The sequence below is a fragment of the Corallococcus exercitus genome (assembly GCF_003611585.1).
In the GTDB taxonomy this organism is placed as follows: domain Bacteria; phylum Myxococcota; class Myxococcia; order Myxococcales; family Myxococcaceae; genus Corallococcus; species Corallococcus exercitus.
Map to the genome: position 1 here is coordinate 1 of NZ_RAVW01000201.1, position 17046 is coordinate 17046.

Below are 17046 nucleotides of genomic sequence, written 5' to 3' on the forward strand. Positions count from 1 at the left end.
GAGTCCACCGTCCCCGCCGCACCCACGTCCGGACTCCCCGGCGTGTTGGCGACCTCCAGGCACAGCGCCCGGTCCTCGATGCGTGCCTTCACCGATACCTCTCCACCGCGGGGCGCGGGCGCGATGCCGTGCTTGATGGCGTTCTCCACCAGCGTCTGGACCAGCATCGCGGGCACGGGAACGCCCAGCGCGTCGGGCGCTACGTCCATGCGGACGCGCAGCCGCTCCTCCAGGCGGATGGCCTCCAGGCCCAGGTAGTCATCCACCACCTGGAGCTCCCGCTGCAGCGTCACCGTCTCCGGCCCCCGCGCTCCCAGCGCGTAGCGCAGCAGCCCCGACAGGCGCGTCACCGCCTCCTGCGCGCGGACGGGATCCTCCACGATGAGGCCCCGCAGGCCGTTGAGACAGTTGAAGAGGAAGTGCGGCTGGAGCTGCGCCTGGAGGAAGCGCAGCTCCGCGGACCGGGCCGCCGCCTCCAGCTTCCAGTGCTCCACCTCCACCCGCCGCGCATGGGTGACGGCCTGCACGGCGAAATAGAGGGTCAACCAGACACCCATCACCAGCGACCACATGGTGGCGCTGTTGAAGTAGCCCGCCCAGGAGGCCTCCTCCAGCGCGTACACGTGGAAGACGAACACGGCCTCCAGGAAGACGAGGGTGTTCTGGAGCAGCCCCAGGACGAGCCCCGCCGCCAGCACGCGCGCGACCAGCCGGGGCAATGGCAGACGGGTCCATGCGTGGAACCGCAGCACCCGGCGCGCCACGTGCGTGAGCCCCAGCCCCGTCGCACCGGCGATGAGCCAGCCCATGGCCGGCGGGCCGTGAGCCCCCGACAGCGCGATGTTGAGGAGGGTGTGCAGTCCCCAGCCCCCCACCTGGCAGGCCGCGTAGCCCCGCGAGCGTGTCATCCGAATCGTGCCTCCGGCGAAGGACCGGGGAGTCGAGCACACTCAGTGGACGGGTTCCACCCGGGCCACCGGCGCGGGCAGCGCGCCGAGGAAGGCGTCGGTCTCTCGCAGGAAGCCCGCCGGGTCGTCCCACATGATGAAGTGCCGGGCCGTGTCGTTCAGCACCACGCGCGCACCGGAGAGGTTGCGGTACTGCGCGCGGTAGACGGCCTCCACCTGCTCCTTCGGCACCCGGCCCTTCAGCGCCACCCACGAGCCCAGCACGAGCGCGGGCACCTGGATGCGCGTCAGCTGAGGCCGCAGGTCCGTGGTGGACAGCTCGGAGAAGGCGTTGATGATGGTTTCCGGATCGCTGTCCACGCTCCAGCGCATCGCGGTCTGGACGTTGTCCTCGTCGGTGATGAAGCCGCGCAGCGTGCGCAGCGTCTGGGCATTGCGCTGATCCGGCGGCTGCATGCGCATCATCGCGCTCAGCTGCTCCACCTGGGGACGGACGCTCTCGGCCGTCGCGGAGGGGTCCATCGCGGCGGGAAGGAACGGCAGGCTGTCCACGAGCACGAGCCCTCCCACGAGCTCCGGTGCGTCCTCCGCCACCGCGAGCGCCAGCACTCCGCCCAGGCTGTGGCCCACGAGGATGGGGCGCTCCAGGTGCTCGCCGCGGATGTAGTCCGCCAACGCGCGGCGCATCGTGGGCAGGAAGGGGCCGGGCACCGCGGGCTGCCCCGCGAAACCCGCGAGCGTGAAGACGTGGCAGTCATACCGGGACTGGTAGTGCGCCACCGTCGCGTCCCAGACCTTGCCAGACGACGACAGCCCGGGGATGAGCAGCAGCGGCCGGCCCTGGCCAGAGCGCTGGACGCGGAACGGCGCGGGCGCTGACGCTGGAGCGGCCGTCGCGCCGCCGCCGGGGGACGCCGTCGCACAGCCAAACAGCAGGGGAAGGGTACAGAGGGCGAGCAGGATGCGGCGCATCTACGGACTCCGCGAAGGACCGCCAGTCGGACGGTGCGTGACGCGAAGAAGGCTAGGGGGCCGCCAGCCCGGGTCCGCGCCTTTGTGATGAGCGGCGCGGCGGGAAGATGAGCGGTCACGACGTCATCGCCGTCCGGACAGTGTCCGCTGGCGGGGAGTGGTGGCCATGCGCCCGGACATGGGATGCATTGGGCCCATGTCCCCGTCCCCGTCGCCGAGCCGCTGGCTGCTGACCGCCTTCCTCATCTGGCTCCCCGGGCTCGTGCATGTCTTTCCCCTCCTGGGGGTCTACATGCTGATGTTCAACAAGGCGTATGCCCTGGCGTTGTTCGTCGGCTTCGCCCTCACCGGGGTCGCCCTGGGCCTCATCCAGGGGCTCACGCGCGGCACCAGGGCGCTGTGGCTCACCCCGGCGTCCTTCCTCGCGGGGTGGACGCCGTTGCCGTTGCTCATGGCCCTGAACGCCCCCTTCAACGTCGCGTGGACGCTGACCCTGTTCACCTCCGCCGGGTGCGTGGGGTGGGGCCAGTGGATGCTCCGCTCCGAAGCGCGGGCCTGAATCGCCCTCGGGGGCCTGACGCGGCCGGACAGCGCGCGGGGCCTCCCGCCAGACATCCATTGCACTGGCTATGTCTTTCCGCGTCATGCGGGCCGGCGATCCATGTAACCCGGTCAGGGGCAATGACGTACCAGCCCCGTCCTCCCCCGGGATTCGCGAGAATGCGGAGAGTCAGGCAACATTCGCCGCGAAATGTAGAGAATCCCGGGGACATTCTCGGTTCTTGAAAAGGTAGGAGCTTCGCCCATGTCCACCCCTATTGATGGTTCCGCCGCCGCCGCTGCCCGTGCCGCCGCCGAGGCCGCCGCGCGCGCCGCCGCGGAAGCCGCTGCCCGTGCCGCCGCCGCGAAGGCCGCCGCCGAGGCCGCCGCGAAGGCCGCCGCCGAGCAGGCCGCGAAGCAGCAGCAGCAGACCCAGACGAAGCAGCCCACGGTGAAGCTCTTCCAGAAGGACGAGTTCTCCGTGAGCGGCCCGCAGAACCGCAACGGGGTGAACCGGCTGACGGGGGAGACGACCTCGCCGTTCGCCACGCCGCTCTCCTCCAACGGCAACGCGCGCCCGGTCAACGGCCCGGCGGGACAGAACGTCGCGGCCCCGGCGGCGGACCCGAAGCCGCCCCACGCGGAGGCGCTGCCCGACAAGGCGGAGGACCTGCCCAAGCTCTTCCCGGAGCTGAAGGACAAGAAGAAGGAGGACCTGCAGAAGGCCTATGACTCGCTCAACAAGCTGGGCACCGGCTCCTTCTCGGAGAAGGCCACCGCCCTGGGCGAGCTGGCGTCGCAGTTCCCAGAGACGGTTCCCAACGCGCTGGACCGCCTGGGCCTCAAGGACGACAAGCTGGCGAAGCTGGCCACCAACTCCGACGCGCTCACCTCGCTGGGCAAGCTGACGGACCCCAAGGCGAGCAACGTCGACAAGGCGCAGGCCGCCCTCACCCTGGCGAAGGCCACCGGCGACGCCTTCGCGCCGGAGGACCTGAAGGGCGTGCTGGACACCGCGCTCAAGGGCCTGCCCGCCGCGGAGAAGCTGGTGGGCGCCATCGGCAAGTGGACCGACCCCAACGCCTCCGCCACGGACAAGGCCACCGCCACGCTGGAGCTGGGCAAGGCGCTCAAGGACTTCGCGGGGGACAAGTTCCCGGCGCTCTCCAATGACCTGCGCAAGCTGGACGGGTCGCTGCGCGCCGCGGGCTCCGCCATCACCCTGGCGGACCCCAACGCCTCCACGCAGGACAAGGCGCTGGCCGCCGCGCAACTGCTGGCGGAGGTGCCCGACCTCAAGAAGGACCTCAAGGCCTTCACGGACGTCCTCAAGAACGCGGGCGTGAAGAACGCGGCGGACGTGGCCCAGCAGGGCACGCAGCTGGCCAACGTGAAGGTGAAGGGGCTGGATCCGCAGCTGGCCTCCAAGCTCACGCCGGATCAGCTGAAGAAGCTGGACGCCGCCGCCACCAAGCTGGGCGGTCCGGAGTCGCTGGAGGGCGCGCTCAAGGGCATCACCGACCCCAAGGCTCTGGACAACCTGGTGGGCCAGCTGGGCAAGGCGGACGCCGCGGCCGGCAAGCGGCTGGTGAGCGCGCTGGGCGGCATGGAGCACAAGGCCCTCAACGAGGTCCTGTCGGATCCGAAGACGACGGAGCAGTTCGCGAAGCTCGCGGGCAAGCTGGACGACGAAGCGGGCAAGGTGCTGTCCAAGCTCGTCACGGACATGGACCCGGCCGCGGTCAAGGCGCTGCTCAAGTTCACCGACGGCGTCGGCGCGGACGCGCTCAACACCACCGTGAAGGGCCTGGGGCCGCTCCTGGACAAGGCGGGCAGCAAGCTCGTGGGCCAGGGCCTCAAGGTGATGGAGAAGGTGCTGGGCAAGATCGGCGTGGAGATCACCGCCGACGTGGCCGGCAAGGTCTTCAAGAACCTGGCGAAGGTCGTCCCGGTGGCGGGCGCGCTGCCCAACGCCATCGACGCGGTGAAGTACGAGAAGGAGTCGCTGGAGCTGCACGGCAAGAACAACGACCTGGGCTACTTCGCGCACACCGCCGCGGTGCTGAACACCGCGGACGGGGCCCTGGGCATCGCCCTGGACCTCACCGGCGTGGGCGTGGCCGCGGACGTGGGCGCCAGCGTGGTGCTGGGCGCCGCCGAGCTGGCGATGGACATCGGCTTCAGCCAGGAGAAGGCCAAGTACGAGGCCGACCCCGAGGGCTACAAGGCCCCGGGCTGGATGAAGGCCGTGAACCTGGCCGGCGCCGCCGCGCAGGGCCCCGCGGGCCTGGCGCACCTGGCCGGGTACTACGGGGCGGAGGGCACCGCGCAGCTCATCCAGTGGGGCGTGGAGACCGCCGCCAAGGGCGCGGTGAAGGCCGCCGAGTTCGTCGGCGTGTCGCAGGCGGAGCTGGCCGGCGAGGGCCTCAAGGGGGCCGCGAAGGTCATCCACAAGCTGGCGGACGTGGTGCGCAACCCGTCCAAGTACGGCGAGGCCGCGGCGAAGGCGGCGACGGAGGCCTTCAACACCGCCATCGAGAAGGGCGGCGAGTTGGCGAAGGAGGCCAAGCAGGTCCTCGACGGCGTCATCGACGGCGCGAAGAAGCTGGGCAAGGAAGGCCTGGAGACGCTCAAGTACATCGCCCAGAACCCGGGCGAGGCCGCGAAGAAGGCGCTCGACGGCATCAAGTCCGTCGTGAACTCCGGCGTGGACCTGGCCACGGACGCGGGCAAGGCGCTCTACAAGCAGGCCGTCTCCACGCTCAACGACCTGAAGGCCGGCTACGACAAGCTCACCGGCGCCGCGAAGGAGAAGGCGAAGGAGCTCATCGACGGGGCGACGACGCTCGTCTCCAACACGGTGAACAAGGCCAAGGAGCTGGGCGAGAAGGGCCTGGAGCTGCTGGCCTGGACGGCGAACAACCCCGGCGAGGCCGCGGCCAAGGCGAAGGAGGCCATTGGCGACGCCCTGGCCAAGGGCGGCGAGCTGGCGAAGAAGGCCTGGGAGTCCGTGAAGGACCTGGGCGCCAAGGGCGCGGAGCTGGCGGAGGGCCTGGTGAAGGGCCTGGCCAACGCGGGCGAGCAGGCCGTGGAGACGCTCAAGTACATCGCCAACAACCCCGGCGAGGCGCTCACCAAGGCCGGCGAGTGGGTGGGCAGCACGCTGTCGGACATGGCCCGCAAGGGCGGCGAGCTGGCCACCAAGGCGGCCGGCGCCATCAAGGACTTCGTCGACAACCGCGTGACGTGGGCCAAGGACTTCGCCAGGGACCTGCTCAAGGACGGCGTGGAGTCCTTCAAGAACGTCGCCAAGGCCTGGAAGGACAACCTCACGGAGGGCGGCAAGGAGCTGCTCGTCGCCGTGGCGGACCTGGGCGACGCGGGCGTGGACGCGCTCAAGGACCTGGCCGGCGCGGGCGGCCAGCTGGCGGAGGCCGCCGTCGGCCACCTGGGCGACCTGGCGAAGGACGGCATCGAGGCCGCTGGCGACGCGCTCGGGGCGCTGGCGGACCTGCCCGGCGAGATTGGTGACCTCGCCGGCGACGCGTTCGACGGGGTGAAGGACGTCCTCTCCAAGTTGAACCCCCTCAACCTGCTGTAGCCTTCGTCACAGGCCTGTAGCACCGCACGGGGTCTGTTCCTTCACGGGAACAGGCCCCGTTCGCGTTCGTGGCGTGTGGCTGGATTTTTCCAGTTGTCTGTCACCTGTCCGTGACAAACAAGACAAGTTTGAGCGGAAAATTACGTACATATTAAACGGCGAGATCGTTATTTCCGGATCTCACGCAACTCACGGGGAGGGGTCTGGATAATCGGGGCAGGAATCACAGCCGCCACCGAGGAATCCCCGCATGAGCCTCAACGCGACCACGTCCACGCGCACGAACTCTGTCTTCTCGAATCGTTCCCAGGCGCTGACGACGAGCGCGGTTCGCAACAGCGCGAACCCCAACGCCATCCTGTCGCAGTACAAGCCCACGGGCGCCTCGGCGCGCACGGCGGCGCAGGACGGGCTGCAGCCCGGCGTGGCCGCGTCGACGAAGATGGCGCAGACGGACCTGGCCCGGCTGCAGAAGTTCAAGGGCAACATCGAGGCGGCGGCGGCGAAGCACGGCCTGCCCCCGGCGCTGCTGGCGGCCATCGCGAGCCGCGAGTCCCGCGCGGGCGCGGCGCTGGACCGCACGGGCCACGGCGACGGCGGCAACGGCTTCGGCGTGATGCAGGTGGATCACCGCTTCCACACGACCAAGGGCGGCCCCACCAGCGCCGAGCACATCGACCAGGCGGCGGGCATCCTCAAGGGCTACGTCAACGACATGAAGAAGGCGCACCCGGACTGGTCCGAGGCGCAGCAGCTTCGTGGCGCGGTGGCGGCGTACAACTCCGGCCCCGGCAACGTCCGCACCCAGGCGGGCATGGACGTGGGGACCACGGGCAATGACTACTCCAACGACGTGTGGGCGCGCGCGCAGGCGCTGGCGCCGCACTTCGGCGGTGCCGCGACGAACACCGCCACCAACACCCAGAACACCACGCGCCCGTCGCAGACCGCCGACACCTTCGAGCCCGCCGCGAGCACCCAGAAGCCGGGGACGAAGTGGAGCGCCGCGCCCTCGATGGACCAGGTGAAGGTGCGTGGCCACAACCTGCGCGAGGGCATGCAGGGCCCGGCGGTGAAGCAACTCCAGGAGATGCTGGGCGTGCCGGCGGACGGCAAGTTCGGCCCCGTCACCAAGAAGGCCGTGGAAGACTTCCAGCGGGCGAACGGCGTGAGGGCGGGCAGCAACGCGGGCCAGGTCGGCCCCGACACGCTCAAGGCGCTGGAGGCCAAGCGCTCCGGTGGCACGAACTCCACTGGCGGCACGAACACCACTGGCGGGACGAACAACACCCAGGGCACGAACAACAACGGCGCCGTGCTGGGCAACGGCGTCCGCATCAACACCAACGACCCCACGCTGAAGAAGCTGGCCACCTCGCGCCTGAACAACGGCGAGACGGGCTACTGCGTGCGCACCACGCTGGACAACATGAGCCGGCTGGGCATCCCGAACACGCCGGCGGCGACGGGCAACGACCCGAACAACCCCCGCGGCGGCATGGCGCAGATGCTGCGCAAGGGCTGGGAGTCCATCCCGTTCCCGGGCTCCAAGCAGCAGACCATCAAGAGCCCCTACGGCAACGCGACCGCGAACGTCGTGACCGCGGACCAGTACCGCAAGCTCGTCGCGGACGGAAAGGTGCCGGACGGCGCCATCATCTTCCAGACGCGCCACGGCTGGGACTACAGCGGCGGCTCCAAGGGCAACGACATGGGCATCGTGCGCAACGGCGGCAAGACGACCCACAACTACAAGGACATGAACTCCATCATCTACTCGGACTGCAAGCAGGTCGTCATCCTGGTGCCCAAGGGCGCCATCCAGCGCGACTGATGCGCGGATGAGCTGAGCCGTCCGAAGCCCGGCCCGCGGAAGCACGCGGACCGGGCTTTGTCATGCCCTGTCGCCGGTGAGCAGCTCCGCGCCCAGCTTCTTCGCCGCGTCCAGGAACTCGTCACCCAGCTTCGTGCCGCGCACGGCGCGCGCCAGCGACAGCGCCCCGTACATGAGCGCGATGGCGGACAGCGCCTTCTCCCGGCGCCGCGCCCCGGAAGGCAGCAGCTCCGCGTACGACTGGACGAACTCCTGGAGCTCCGCCTCCAGCGCGCCCCGGTAGGGCTCTCCCGTGCGCGACACCTCCGCGGTGATGCTGGGCAAAGGACACGTGGGCGTGACGGCGTCGCGGTGCTGGCGCGACAGGTAGCGCTGCAGGACCTTCAGCGCGGGCGCGTCCGGCGCGTCCTCCTTCGCCTTGCGCAGGAGCGCGTTCCACACCGTGCGGGCGGTGCCCCGGATGGTCTCCGTGAACAGGTGCTCCTTCGAGTCGAAGTGCCCGTAGAAGCCGCCCACCGTGAGCCCGGCGCCCTTCATCACGTCCATGATGGAGCTCGCCTGGATGCCGCGCTCCAGGAGCAACGTGGCGGCGGACGCGAGGATGGCGTCGTGCGACTTCTGCTTCTGCTCCGTCTTCTGGGTCATGATGGATGATGGTAGTAATATTGCAGCCATCATCCGTCAAGGCGACCCGCCCGGGGCCTACTTCTTCTTCTTGCGCGAGCCGTCCTCGTAGAAGGCCTCGTCCTCCACCAGCCCGCCGTCGGGCTCCCAGCGCTTGCGCTCAGTGACGCGGTCCTTCACCCACTGCGAGTCCTCGATGAGGGTGCCGTTCTCCGCCCACACCTGGCGGCGGCCTTCGGCCTTGCCCTTCACGTAGTGCTCGCGGCTCGCGGGTCCGCCGTCCGGGAGGAAGGTCTCCGTGACGCCATCGGGGTCGAAGCCGTTGTGCCACTCGCCCTTGATCAGGTTGCGCCGCTCGCGCAGGGAGCCGTCGTCCTCGAAGAAGGACTCCACCGCGCGCTCGCCGGTCACCACGAGTTCATGCTTGCGCTCGCCGTTCTGGAAGTACTCCACGCGCTTCACCTGCTGCCGGCCCTTCCAGGTGACGACCTGCTTCTTGCCGCCGTCGTTGAAGAACTCCGTCTCGTCGCCCTCCCGCTCGCCCTGGACCCAGGTCGTGGAGCTGAGGGCCTTCCCGGCGGCGTAGCGCGTGCTCACGCCGTTGAGCACGCCCGCGGAGTACGCATTCGTCGCGGTGCGCTGCCCGTCCTTGTCGAAGAGCTCCGTCACGCCTTCGCGCCGGCCGTCCTTCATCGGGATGACGGCGCGCTTCTGCCCGTTCGGGTGGAAGAACACGAGCGGCGAGGGCCCCTTCCAGACACAGTCCTTCAGGCCCGCCTCCCACGACGACTGCAGGCCGCAGCCCGCCTTGGTGAGCCGCCCTGTCTCGTCGTAGTCCGCGAAGGTGCTCTTCGCGTCCTCGGGCTGCCGGTCCACGCGCCGGGACACCTTGCCGTTGGGGTGGTAGCGCAGCTCCTCGCCCCGCTGATTGTCATCCACGTACTGCGCGGTCTCCACCAGCCGGCCGTCCTCGTAGCGCTTGAAGCCGCCGTGGCGCTTGCCGGCCTTGTACTCCTGCTCCACGGCGCGGCCGTCGGACCAGCGGCGCACCTCCCAGCCGTCTTGCTTGCCGTTCTTGAACGCGACGGTGTGCGTCTCCTTCTTCGTGTCCTCGTCCACGCAGCGCACGGTGCCGGTGAGGTTCGCGGTGGAGTTGCCGTTGTCCAGGTTGATGGGCTTGCCCTGGAACGAGCAGCGCTCGATGGCCCACGCGGGCGCGGAGATGAGGGGCACGGACAGCACGAGGAGACGCATCACGGATGGCGCGCGCATGGAGGACTCACGGAAGGAAGAAACGGCTTCCGGGCCCACACCCGCCACGAAGCGTGGCGAGGGGGCCCGGAGGGAGGCTGCGAGTGACAGAAGGCTATTCGAAGGTCCAGGCGAGCCGGCCCGTCCCCGGGCCGATGCGGGTGTTGCCGGCCGCGATGTCGCTGCCGCGCACCCAGCCCGTCCTGCCGTCCATCGGGTCGGTGACCAGGTACTCGCGGTTGGCGCCCTGGCCGCGCGCGTCGGACATCACCATCGCGTGGCCGCCGCCGCCGTTCCAGAGGACGGCGAAGGGCACGTCCACGCCGTCGCGCAGCAGCCGGTCCGCGCGGTCCAGCGCGCCCTGGCGGGCCTGGGGCGTGTCGGCGATGGTCTGGGTCGCGTAGGTGCGGTTGCTGTTGGGCGAGACGCCCCGGTTGAACATGTCCCGCATGGCGTCCGGGGAGACGCCCAGGCTGTCGCCCGTGCCGCCCTGGCGGGGCCGCGCGACGCCGCCGTTGTTCTCCAGCACGCGCCGCTGCTCGCGGCCGATGTTCGTGTTCGCGTCCAGGCTGTGGATGGGCTCGCGGTGGAGCCGGCGCGCGTAGATGGGGTCCGCGTCCGCGTGGGTCACCTGCGCCGCCGTGGGCGCGCACGAGTCGTCGAAGCGCTGCTGGAGCGCGCGCGAGCCCGCGTTCACGTCGATGGCGGTGGACTGGGTGATGAGCGTGTCGCGCGGCGTGCCCGCGATGTCCCGCGCGAAGCGCGTCACGTCGTCCATCTCCGAGGTCGTGTCCCCGAAGAAGTTGCGCACGCGGTCCATCGCGCCGGGCGCCGTCATCTCCTGGCTCCGCGCCCCCACGGCCTTGAGGATGAGCGAGCGCTCCGTCTGCGCGTCCGCGTTGGGCACCGGCTGGCCGTCGCGCGTGCCCGCGTTGCGCAGGGCGCCCTGGAGCGCGCTGAAGTCCTCGCCCGTCATGCCCACCATGGCGCTCGCCGCGGCGCGCGCCTGGGCCGGACCCAGGATGCCTTCCTGGCCGGCGGCGCCGGTGCCTCGCGGCTCCGCCACGCCGCGCGTCAGCGTCTCCACCGTGTCCATGCTCAGCCGGGCCGGACGCGCGGCCTGCATCGCGGACAGGTCCAGGTACGTGCGCGTGGCGCGGTCCGCGTTGGGCGTGTTGAGGACGTGCTGGTTGAGGAACTGCGTGGCGCGCTCGCGCTCGGGCGCCGGCATCGCGGAGAGGCGGGCCTGGAGGGCGGTGTTCGTCTCCGGCTGCAGCGGCTCCGCGCGCGTGTTGGCGGCGGGCGCGGCCGGCTGCGTGGCGGGGGGCGGTGCCGCGCGCTGGGTGCGGCCGCGGCGTCCAATCTCACCGGCATCCGCCTGGAAGGTGTCGTTGGTCGCGTAGCCCAGCGAAGGAGAAATGGGCGCGCGCGGCGCGACGGGCTGCGCATCGGGCAGGCGCGTCTGCGGAACACCAGCGGCTGGAATGCGGACGGACACGGACTTCCCCCTCTGCACAAAACTGGAACCCCCGGATTGTCTCACGGGGGTTCACGGAAGTTGCGTCCGCGCCGGAAAAAACCTCCCTGCCTGTGTGTGCTGGGGACCTACCCGGCGTGAAGGCCGGGGAGGATCAGCGCGCGGCGACGGGCTGTGTCTCCGGCTTGGGCTCCACGGTGGCCCTGGCGGCGGCGATGGCGGCCTGGATGTCCAGCTTGCCGCCGGTGATGACCTTGCCCTTGAGGTCCGGGTCCTGCTCCACCGTCTTGAGGATGAGGTCGCGCACCTGCACGGCGGTCAGGTCCGGGTTCTCCGCGAACATGCGCGCGGCGGTGGCGGCCACGGTGGGGGTGGCCATGGAGGTGCCGCTCATCTCCTCCCAGTCGTTGCCGGGGACGGTGCTGAGCACGTCCTCGCCCACGGCGGCCAGGTCCACCACCTTGTCGCCGTGCGACGAGAAGCGGGCCAGCTTGTCGTTGTTGCGGTCCATGGACGCCACGGTGAGGACGTTGGGCAGGTCCACGTTGGCGGGCATGTCCGGCACGTTGTTCATGTTGCTGCCGTTGCCGTTGGCCGTGGCCGCGACCAGCAGGATGTCCGCGTCCGCCAGCTTCTGGATGGCGGCCTCCCAGCGCTTCTGGGACGCGGCGTCGCGGTAGGAGTCGCCGAAGCTCGCGTTGGCGGCGCGGATGTTCACGCCGTGCTCGGTCTTCATCTTCACCAGGTAGTCCACCGAGCGCTCGAAGTTGGTGAGCAGGTCCGCGCCGTCGTACAGGCCGCCCACGCTCAGCACCTTCGCCTTGCCCGCGGCGATGCCGGTGTTGCCCTCGCCGTTGTCCTCGGCGGCGATGATGCCCGCCACGTGCGTGCCGTGGTCCGTGCCCTCGCCCTTGAACACGTCGCCCTTGCCGGTGCCCACGTTGAAGCCGTGGATGTCGTCCGCGATGCCGTTGTTGTCGTTGTCGATGCCGTCCCCGTCGACCTCGCCGGGGTTCGTCCACATCGCGTCGTCCAGGTCGGTGTGCTTGAAGTCCACGCCGCCGTCGATGACCGCGATGATCGGCTCACCCGTGAGCTTGGGCTTCGGCTGCGACGGGTCCACCTGCTTCGCGTCGACGACCTTGTTCGAGCCCGGCTTCACCGCGACGTTGGAGGACCCGAAGGTGAAGGCCGACGCCGGCACGCTGGCGCCCGGGGGCGTGGGGCGGCCCGTCGGGCGGTCCACGAAGTTGGAGGGCCGCGCACCCTGGGGCTCGAAGCCGTCACGCACCGTCAGGGGCTTCGCCTTGGGCCCCTGGGCGCGAGAGGTCTCCGTGCGGGCGGTGGGGGCGATGGAGGCGGGCGACTTGCGGTTGATTTCCATGGGGTTACTCCGTGGGGGGATGCGGAGCGGCCTACCGACTCCCACATTGTCGCATCGCGCTATTTTAAGTTTCGCCTCAACGGTTTTTCGGGAGGACGCATGAGCCAGGAGCAGTGGACCGCGGTCGACCGCTACATCACCGACCACATGGTGGCGCAGGACGCCGCGCTGGAAGCGGCATTGGAGGCGAGCGCCAGGGCGGGGCTGCCTGCCATCAACGTGGCGCCGAACCAGGGCAAGTTGCTGATGCTGCTCGCCCAGCTGCACGGCGCGAAGCGCATCCTGGAGGTGGGCACGCTGGGGGGCTACAGCACGCTGTGGCTCGCGCGGGCGCTGCCGCCGGGAGGCCGCATCGTCACGCTGGAGGCGGTGCCGAAGCACGCGGAGGTGGCGCGGGAGAACATCGCCCGCGCGGGCCTGTCCGGCGCGGTGGAGGTGCGGTTGGGCAACGCGGTGGACACGCTCGCCCAGCTGGAGAAGGAGGGACAGGCGCCGTTCGACCTGACCTTCATCGACGCGGACAAGGTGCGCACGGCGGAGTACTTCGCGTGGGCGCTGAAGCTGTCGCGCAAGGGCAGCGTCATCATCACGGACAACGTCGTGCGCAAGGGCGGCATCGTGGAGGCGGACAGCACGGACGTGAACGTCCAGGGCATGCGCCGCTTCTATGAGGCCGTGGCCGCCGAGCCCCGCGTGAGCGCCACCGCCGTGCAGACGGTGGGCAGCAAGGGGTACGACGGCTTCTCCCTCGCGCTCGTCACGGGCGACCCGAGGTAGCACCCAACGCGGGCGCCTCGCAGAGCGCCTTCACCGTGCGCCGCAGCCAGACGTGCGCGGGGTCGCGGTCGAAGCGGGGGTGCCACGCCTGCGCGACGGCGATGCGTGGCAGGGGCAGCGGCACCGGGCGCTCCTTCACGGGCATCAACCGGGCCACCGCGCGCGCGAACCCGCCGTTCACCACCGTGACGGCGTCCGTCTCCGCGACGAATGCCGCCGCGGCGAGCATGTTGGGCACCACCGCCGTCACCCGGCGCGTGTGGCCATGTTTCTCCAGCACGTCATCCAGCGGGGTGCGCAGCTTCCCCCGCCGCGACACGCCGACATGTTCGGCGCGGGCGAAGCGCTCCAGCGTCAGCCGTCCCCGGGCGAGCGGCGACGCCCGACCCACGAGGCACATGAAGGTCTCCTCGCCCAGCTTCTGCACGCGGATCTCCGGCCCCAGCGCGCCCTGCACGCCGATGTCCAGGTCCACCTCGCCGTCGCGCAGGGACTCCACGTCCTCCATCCCCTCCGGCACGAAGCGCAGCGTCACGCCGGGGGCCTCGGCGCGCGCCCGCTGGTGGAGCGCGGTGCCCAGCAGCGGGATGACGCCGTCGTTCACCCGCAGCGTCAGGGTGCGCGTCAGTTCCTCCGGCGCGGTGGGTGTTCCCGGCGCGAGCAGCGCGGTGGCATCCCGCACCACGGCGCGCACCTGCTCCTGGAGCGCCAGGGCCCGGGGCGTGGGGACAAGCCCGCGTCCCGCGCGCACCAGCACCGGGTCTCCCATGGCGGTGCGGATGCGGGTGAGCGTGCGGCTCATGGCCGGCGCGCTCAGGCCCAGCCGGTCCGCGGCGCGCGCCACGCTGCCCTCGCGCAGGAGGGCATCGAGCGCCACGAGCAGGTTCAAGTCCAGGTCCGCCATCCGGGCCATCCTAGCCCCGGGCCGTCAGGCGACACGCACGGCGAAGAGGCAGTCGTCGTCCTCCCAGGGCAGGGGGATGGTGACGTAGCCGTGCTCCGGCCGCGCCAGGTGCGCCGCGAACTCCGGGCTCATCTTCACGTTGTCCGCGACCAGGATGGCCCCGGGCGCGAGCTTCGGCTCCAGGAGCCGCAGGAGCGGCAGGTAGAGCGGCTTCGCGCCGTCGAGGAGCACCAGGTCGATGCCGTCCGGTACGTCCGTGCGCAGCGTCTCCAGCGCGTCGCCCACGCGGAACTCCACCAGGTCCACCAGCCCCGCCTGGGTGAGGTGCTCCTTCGCGCGGCGCACCTTGGAGGCCTCGTACTCCGTGGTGATGAGCCGGCCGCCGCCGCCGTCGCGCAGCGCCGCCGCCAGGTGCACCGTGGAGATGCCGAAGGACGTGCCGAACTCCACCACCGTGCGGGCGCGGCGTGCGCGGGCGAGCGCGTAGAGCAGCTGCCCCAGCTTCTCCGACACGGGCAGGTAGGCCTCCGCGACACTCGCGTAGAAGGCGCGTGGGTCGCCGTTCAGCCGGGCCCTGCGCTCATCAGCGGAGAGGGCGCTGAAGGGCGCGAGCACGGCGGCGTCCGTCTTGCGCGCGTCGGCGAAGAGGTGGGTGAGCAGCGAGGCGACAGGGGGCGAATGCAGGGTCGTGGTCATGTCCCCACCGTGCGCCCGCGCTGGCTCATGCACCAGTGCACCGGACGCACGGCCTTCGTGCGCCCGGTGCAGGTTGGACTTCGACTACCAGACCTTCACGCGCTGCTCCGGCGTGAGGTAGAGGCCCTGGCCGGGCTTCACGTCGAACGCCGGGTACCACGCATCCAGGTTGCGCACCGTGGCGGCGCGGAACATGCCCGGCGAGTGCCCATCCGTGACGAGCAGCCGGCGCAGCATCGGCTCCCGGAACTTGTTGCGCCACGCCTGGGCGAAGCCCATGAAGAAGCGCTGCTCGCCCGTGAAGCCGTCCAGCGTGGGCGCGGGCTTGCCGCCCAGGGACATCACGTAGGCGTCATGCGCGATGGAGATGCCCGCCACGTCGGCGATGTTCTCGCCCAGCGTCAGCTCGCCGTTCACGTTCATGTCGGGCAGGGGCTTGTACGCGCTGAACTGCGCGGCCAGCGCCTGGCCCGCGGCCTTGAACTGCTCCAGGTCCTTGGGCGTCCACCAGTTGGCCAGCTTGCCCTGCGCGTCGAACTGCGCGCCCACGTCGTCGAAGCTGTGGACGATTTCATGGCCGATGACGGAGCCGATGCTGCCGTAGTTCACGGCCGGATCCGCGTTCGGGTCGAAGAAGGGCGGCTGGAGGATGGCGGCCGGGAAGATGATGGAGTTCTGCTGCGGCGAGTTGAGCGCGTTGACCTCCTGGGGCGTCATGAACCACTCCATGCGGTCCACGGGCTTGCCCAGCTTGGCCAGGTTGCGCTGGTGCTCGAAGAGCTCCGCGCGCTCCGTGTTGCCGAAGGCGTCTCCCTTGACGATCTCCAGGCCGGAGTAGTCACGCCAGGTGTCCGGGTGGCCGATGCCCACCTGCACCGTGCCCAGCTTCTCCTTGGCGCGGGCCTTGGTCTCCGGCGACATCCACGCGAGCGCGTCGATGTGGCGGCCCAGCGCGGCCAGGATGTTGCGCACCATCACGTCCGCTTCGGCCTTGGCGGCCGGCGGGAAGTGCTTCTCCACGTAGCGCTTGCCCACGGCCTCGCCCATGGCGCCGTTGGTGAAGTCCACGCCGCGCTTCCAGCGCGGGCGCAGCTGCTGCGCGCCGGACATGGTGCGGCCGTTGAAGTCGAAGCCCGCGTCCACGAAGGGCTTGGACAGGACCGCGGCGTTGCGCAGGATGGTGTGGAAGGCCAGGTAGTCCTTCCACGTCTGGAGGGGCTCGCTGCCCACGAGCTTCGCGATGCCGGTGATGGCGCTGGGCTGCCAGACGATGAAGTCCTTCTGGGGCGTGAGGCCGGCGCTCGCGAAGTACGCGGCCCAGTCCATCCCGGGCGCCTTCTTCGCGAAGTCCGTCTGCTTCCAGGGGTTGTTCACCTTGGCCACGTCCTGCGTGTCCTGGGCCGCCCAGTGGACCTGGGCGATCTTCTTCTCCAGGCCGAAGATGGCGCGGGCCTTGGCTTCCGCGTCGGCGATGCCGGCGTTCTTCAGCTGGGTGGCGATGTGCTGCTGATACTTCTCACGCACCTCTTTGAAGCGCGGCGTGTCCTTCAGGTAGAAGTCGCGGTCCGGCAGGCCCAGGCCGCCCTGGAGGAGGTAGGCGGCGTAGCGGCTGGGGTCGTTCAGGTCCTCCGCCACCCACAGGCCCAGCAGGCGCTCCGTGGTGGATTGCCCGGTGTTGAGCGGATCCACGTCACTGCGCAGCGTGGTGCCCAGCAGCGCGGCCAGGTCCTTGCGGTTGGCGACCGCGGAGATGCGGTCCAGCTCCGGCTTGAGCGGCGTGGCGCCGCGGGCCTCGATGGCGGCCTCGTCCATGAAGCTGGCGTAGTAGTCCCCCAGCTTGCGCTCCTCGCTGCCGGCGGGGGCGTCCGACTTCGCGGCGGCCTCCAGCAATTCGCGCGTCTGCTGCGAGGCGTCGTCGGACAGCCGCGAGAACATGCCGTAGGAGGAGCGGTCCGGAGGGATCTCCGTGGTGTCCACCCACTTGCCGTTGACGTAGCGGTAGAAGTCGTCGCCCGGGGCCACGGACTTGTCCATGCCCTGCGTGTCGACGCCGAAGCTCCCGAACTGCGGCTTGGGAG

At 70.4% G+C, this 17046-nt stretch carries 13 protein-coding genes; 4 read left to right on the top strand and 9 right to left on the bottom strand.

All coding sequences use genetic code 11. From position 1 onward, the window contains the following. Both D7W79_RS23535 and D7W79_RS23540 read right to left on the bottom strand, forming a co-directional pair. A partial coding sequence (locus D7W79_RS23535; RefSeq protein WP_120527636.1) for a sensor histidine kinase occupies positions 1 to 908 on the bottom strand: 908 nt, incomplete at its 3' end. Between the two features lie 42 nt (positions 909 to 950). After that, positions 951 to 1880 (bottom strand): alpha/beta fold hydrolase, encoded by a 930-nt coding sequence (locus tag D7W79_RS23540; protein ID WP_120527637.1) that lies wholly within the window; start codon positions 1878 to 1880, stop codon positions 951 to 953. 196 nt (positions 1881 to 2076) lie between these two features. On the opposite strand from D7W79_RS23540, the gene D7W79_RS23545 reads away from it, so the two are divergent. The 3 genes from D7W79_RS23545 to D7W79_RS23555 all read left to right on the top strand — a co-directional run bounded on the left by D7W79_RS23545 (position 2077) and on the right by D7W79_RS23555 (position 7855). Continuing rightward, on the top strand, positions 2077 to 2439 hold the full coding sequence (locus D7W79_RS23545; protein ID WP_147442022.1) for a hypothetical protein: 363 nt from the start codon (positions 2077 to 2079) through the stop codon (positions 2437 to 2439). 246 nt (positions 2440 to 2685) lie between these two features. Continuing rightward, entirely contained in the window at positions 2686 to 6021 is a 3336-nt protein-coding gene (locus D7W79_RS23550; RefSeq protein WP_120527639.1) for a Dauer Up-regulated, read from the top strand. A 250-nt stretch (positions 6022 to 6271) separates the two neighbouring features. Continuing rightward, entirely contained in the window at positions 6272 to 7855 is a 1584-nt protein-coding gene (locus tag D7W79_RS23555) for a peptidoglycan-binding protein (protein WP_120527640.1), read from the top strand. Between the two features lie 60 nt (positions 7856 to 7915). On the opposite strand, the gene D7W79_RS23560 is transcribed toward D7W79_RS23555, so the two are convergent. From D7W79_RS23560 to D7W79_RS23575, 4 genes are all read right to left on the bottom strand, one after another. Continuing rightward, positions 7916 to 8500 carry a TetR/AcrR family transcriptional regulator gene (locus D7W79_RS23560; protein WP_120527641.1) on the bottom strand — a complete coding sequence of 195 codons (585 nt, stop codon included), beginning with the start codon at positions 8498 to 8500 and terminating at the stop codon, positions 7916 to 7918. Between the two features lie 57 nt (positions 8501 to 8557). Continuing rightward, positions 8558 to 9751: a toxin-antitoxin system YwqK family antitoxin gene (locus tag D7W79_RS23565; RefSeq protein ID WP_120527642.1), complete on the bottom strand. Its 1194-nt coding sequence runs from the start codon at positions 9749 to 9751 to the stop codon at positions 8558 to 8560. A gap of 94 nt (positions 9752 to 9845) precedes the next feature. After that, a complete protein-coding gene (locus D7W79_RS23570; protein ID WP_120527643.1) occupies positions 9846 to 11228 on the bottom strand; it encodes a hypothetical protein in 1383 nt (460 codons plus the stop codon). A 133-nt stretch (positions 11229 to 11361) separates the two neighbouring features. Next, entirely contained in the window at positions 11362 to 12591 is a 1230-nt protein-coding gene (locus tag D7W79_RS23575; protein ID WP_120527644.1) for a S8 family serine peptidase, read from the bottom strand. A gap of 99 nt (positions 12592 to 12690) precedes the next feature. On the opposite strand from D7W79_RS23575, the gene D7W79_RS23580 reads away from it, so the two are divergent. Then, positions 12691 to 13368 (top strand): O-methyltransferase, encoded by a 678-nt coding sequence (locus D7W79_RS23580; RefSeq protein WP_120527645.1) that lies wholly within the window; start codon positions 12691 to 12693, stop codon positions 13366 to 13368. Here the strand turns inward: D7W79_RS23580 and D7W79_RS23585 are convergent. The 3 genes from D7W79_RS23585 to D7W79_RS23595 all read right to left on the bottom strand — a co-directional run. Next, positions 13349 to 14272 carry a LysR family transcriptional regulator gene (locus tag D7W79_RS23585; protein WP_120527646.1) on the bottom strand — a complete coding sequence of 308 codons (924 nt, stop codon included), beginning with the start codon at positions 14270 to 14272 and terminating at the stop codon, positions 13349 to 13351. The genes D7W79_RS23580 and D7W79_RS23585 overlap by 20 nt on opposite strands. A gap of 24 nt (positions 14273 to 14296) precedes the next feature. After that, positions 14297 to 14968, bottom strand: a complete 672-nt coding sequence (locus D7W79_RS23590) for an O-methyltransferase (RefSeq protein WP_120527647.1) — start codon at positions 14966 to 14968, stop codon at positions 14297 to 14299. A gap of 84 nt (positions 14969 to 15052) precedes the next feature. Further along, on the bottom strand, positions 15053 to 17046 hold a 1994-nt coding region (locus D7W79_RS23595), incomplete at its 5' end, for a M13 family metallopeptidase (protein WP_147442024.1).

What these genes read in the sequence shown, in the direction of transcription:
- D7W79_RS23575 (WP_120527644.1), bottom strand. Translation starts at nt 12,591, where the DNA reads ATGGAAATCAACCGCAAGTCGCCCGCCTCCATCGCCCCCACCGCCCGC.
- D7W79_RS23555 (WP_120527640.1), top strand. Translation starts at nt 6,272, where the DNA reads ATGAGCCTCAACGCGACCACGTCCACGCGCACGAACTCTGTCTTCTCG.
- D7W79_RS23585 (WP_120527646.1), bottom strand. Translation starts at nt 14,272, where the DNA reads ATGGCGGACCTGGACTTGAACCTGCTCGTGGCGCTCGATGCCCTCCTG.
- D7W79_RS23560 (WP_120527641.1), bottom strand. Translation starts at nt 8,500, where the DNA reads ATGACCCAGAAGACGGAGCAGAAGCAGAAGTCGCACGACGCCATCCTC.
- D7W79_RS23590 (WP_120527647.1), bottom strand. Translation starts at nt 14,968, where the DNA reads ATGACCACGACCCTGCATTCGCCCCCTGTCGCCTCGCTGCTCACCCAC.
- D7W79_RS23550 (WP_120527639.1), top strand. Translation starts at nt 2,686, where the DNA reads ATGTCCACCCCTATTGATGGTTCCGCCGCCGCCGCTGCCCGTGCCGCC.
- D7W79_RS23565 (WP_120527642.1), bottom strand. Translation starts at nt 9,751, where the DNA reads ATGCGCGCGCCATCCGTGATGCGTCTCCTCGTGCTGTCCGTGCCCCTC.
- D7W79_RS23545 (WP_147442022.1), top strand. Translation starts at nt 2,077, where the DNA reads ATGTCCCCGTCCCCGTCGCCGAGCCGCTGGCTGCTGACCGCCTTCCTC.
- D7W79_RS23580 (WP_120527645.1), top strand. Translation starts at nt 12,691, where the DNA reads ATGAGCCAGGAGCAGTGGACCGCGGTCGACCGCTACATCACCGACCAC.
- D7W79_RS23540 (WP_120527637.1), bottom strand. Translation starts at nt 1,880, where the DNA reads ATGCGCCGCATCCTGCTCGCCCTCTGTACCCTTCCCCTGCTGTTTGGC.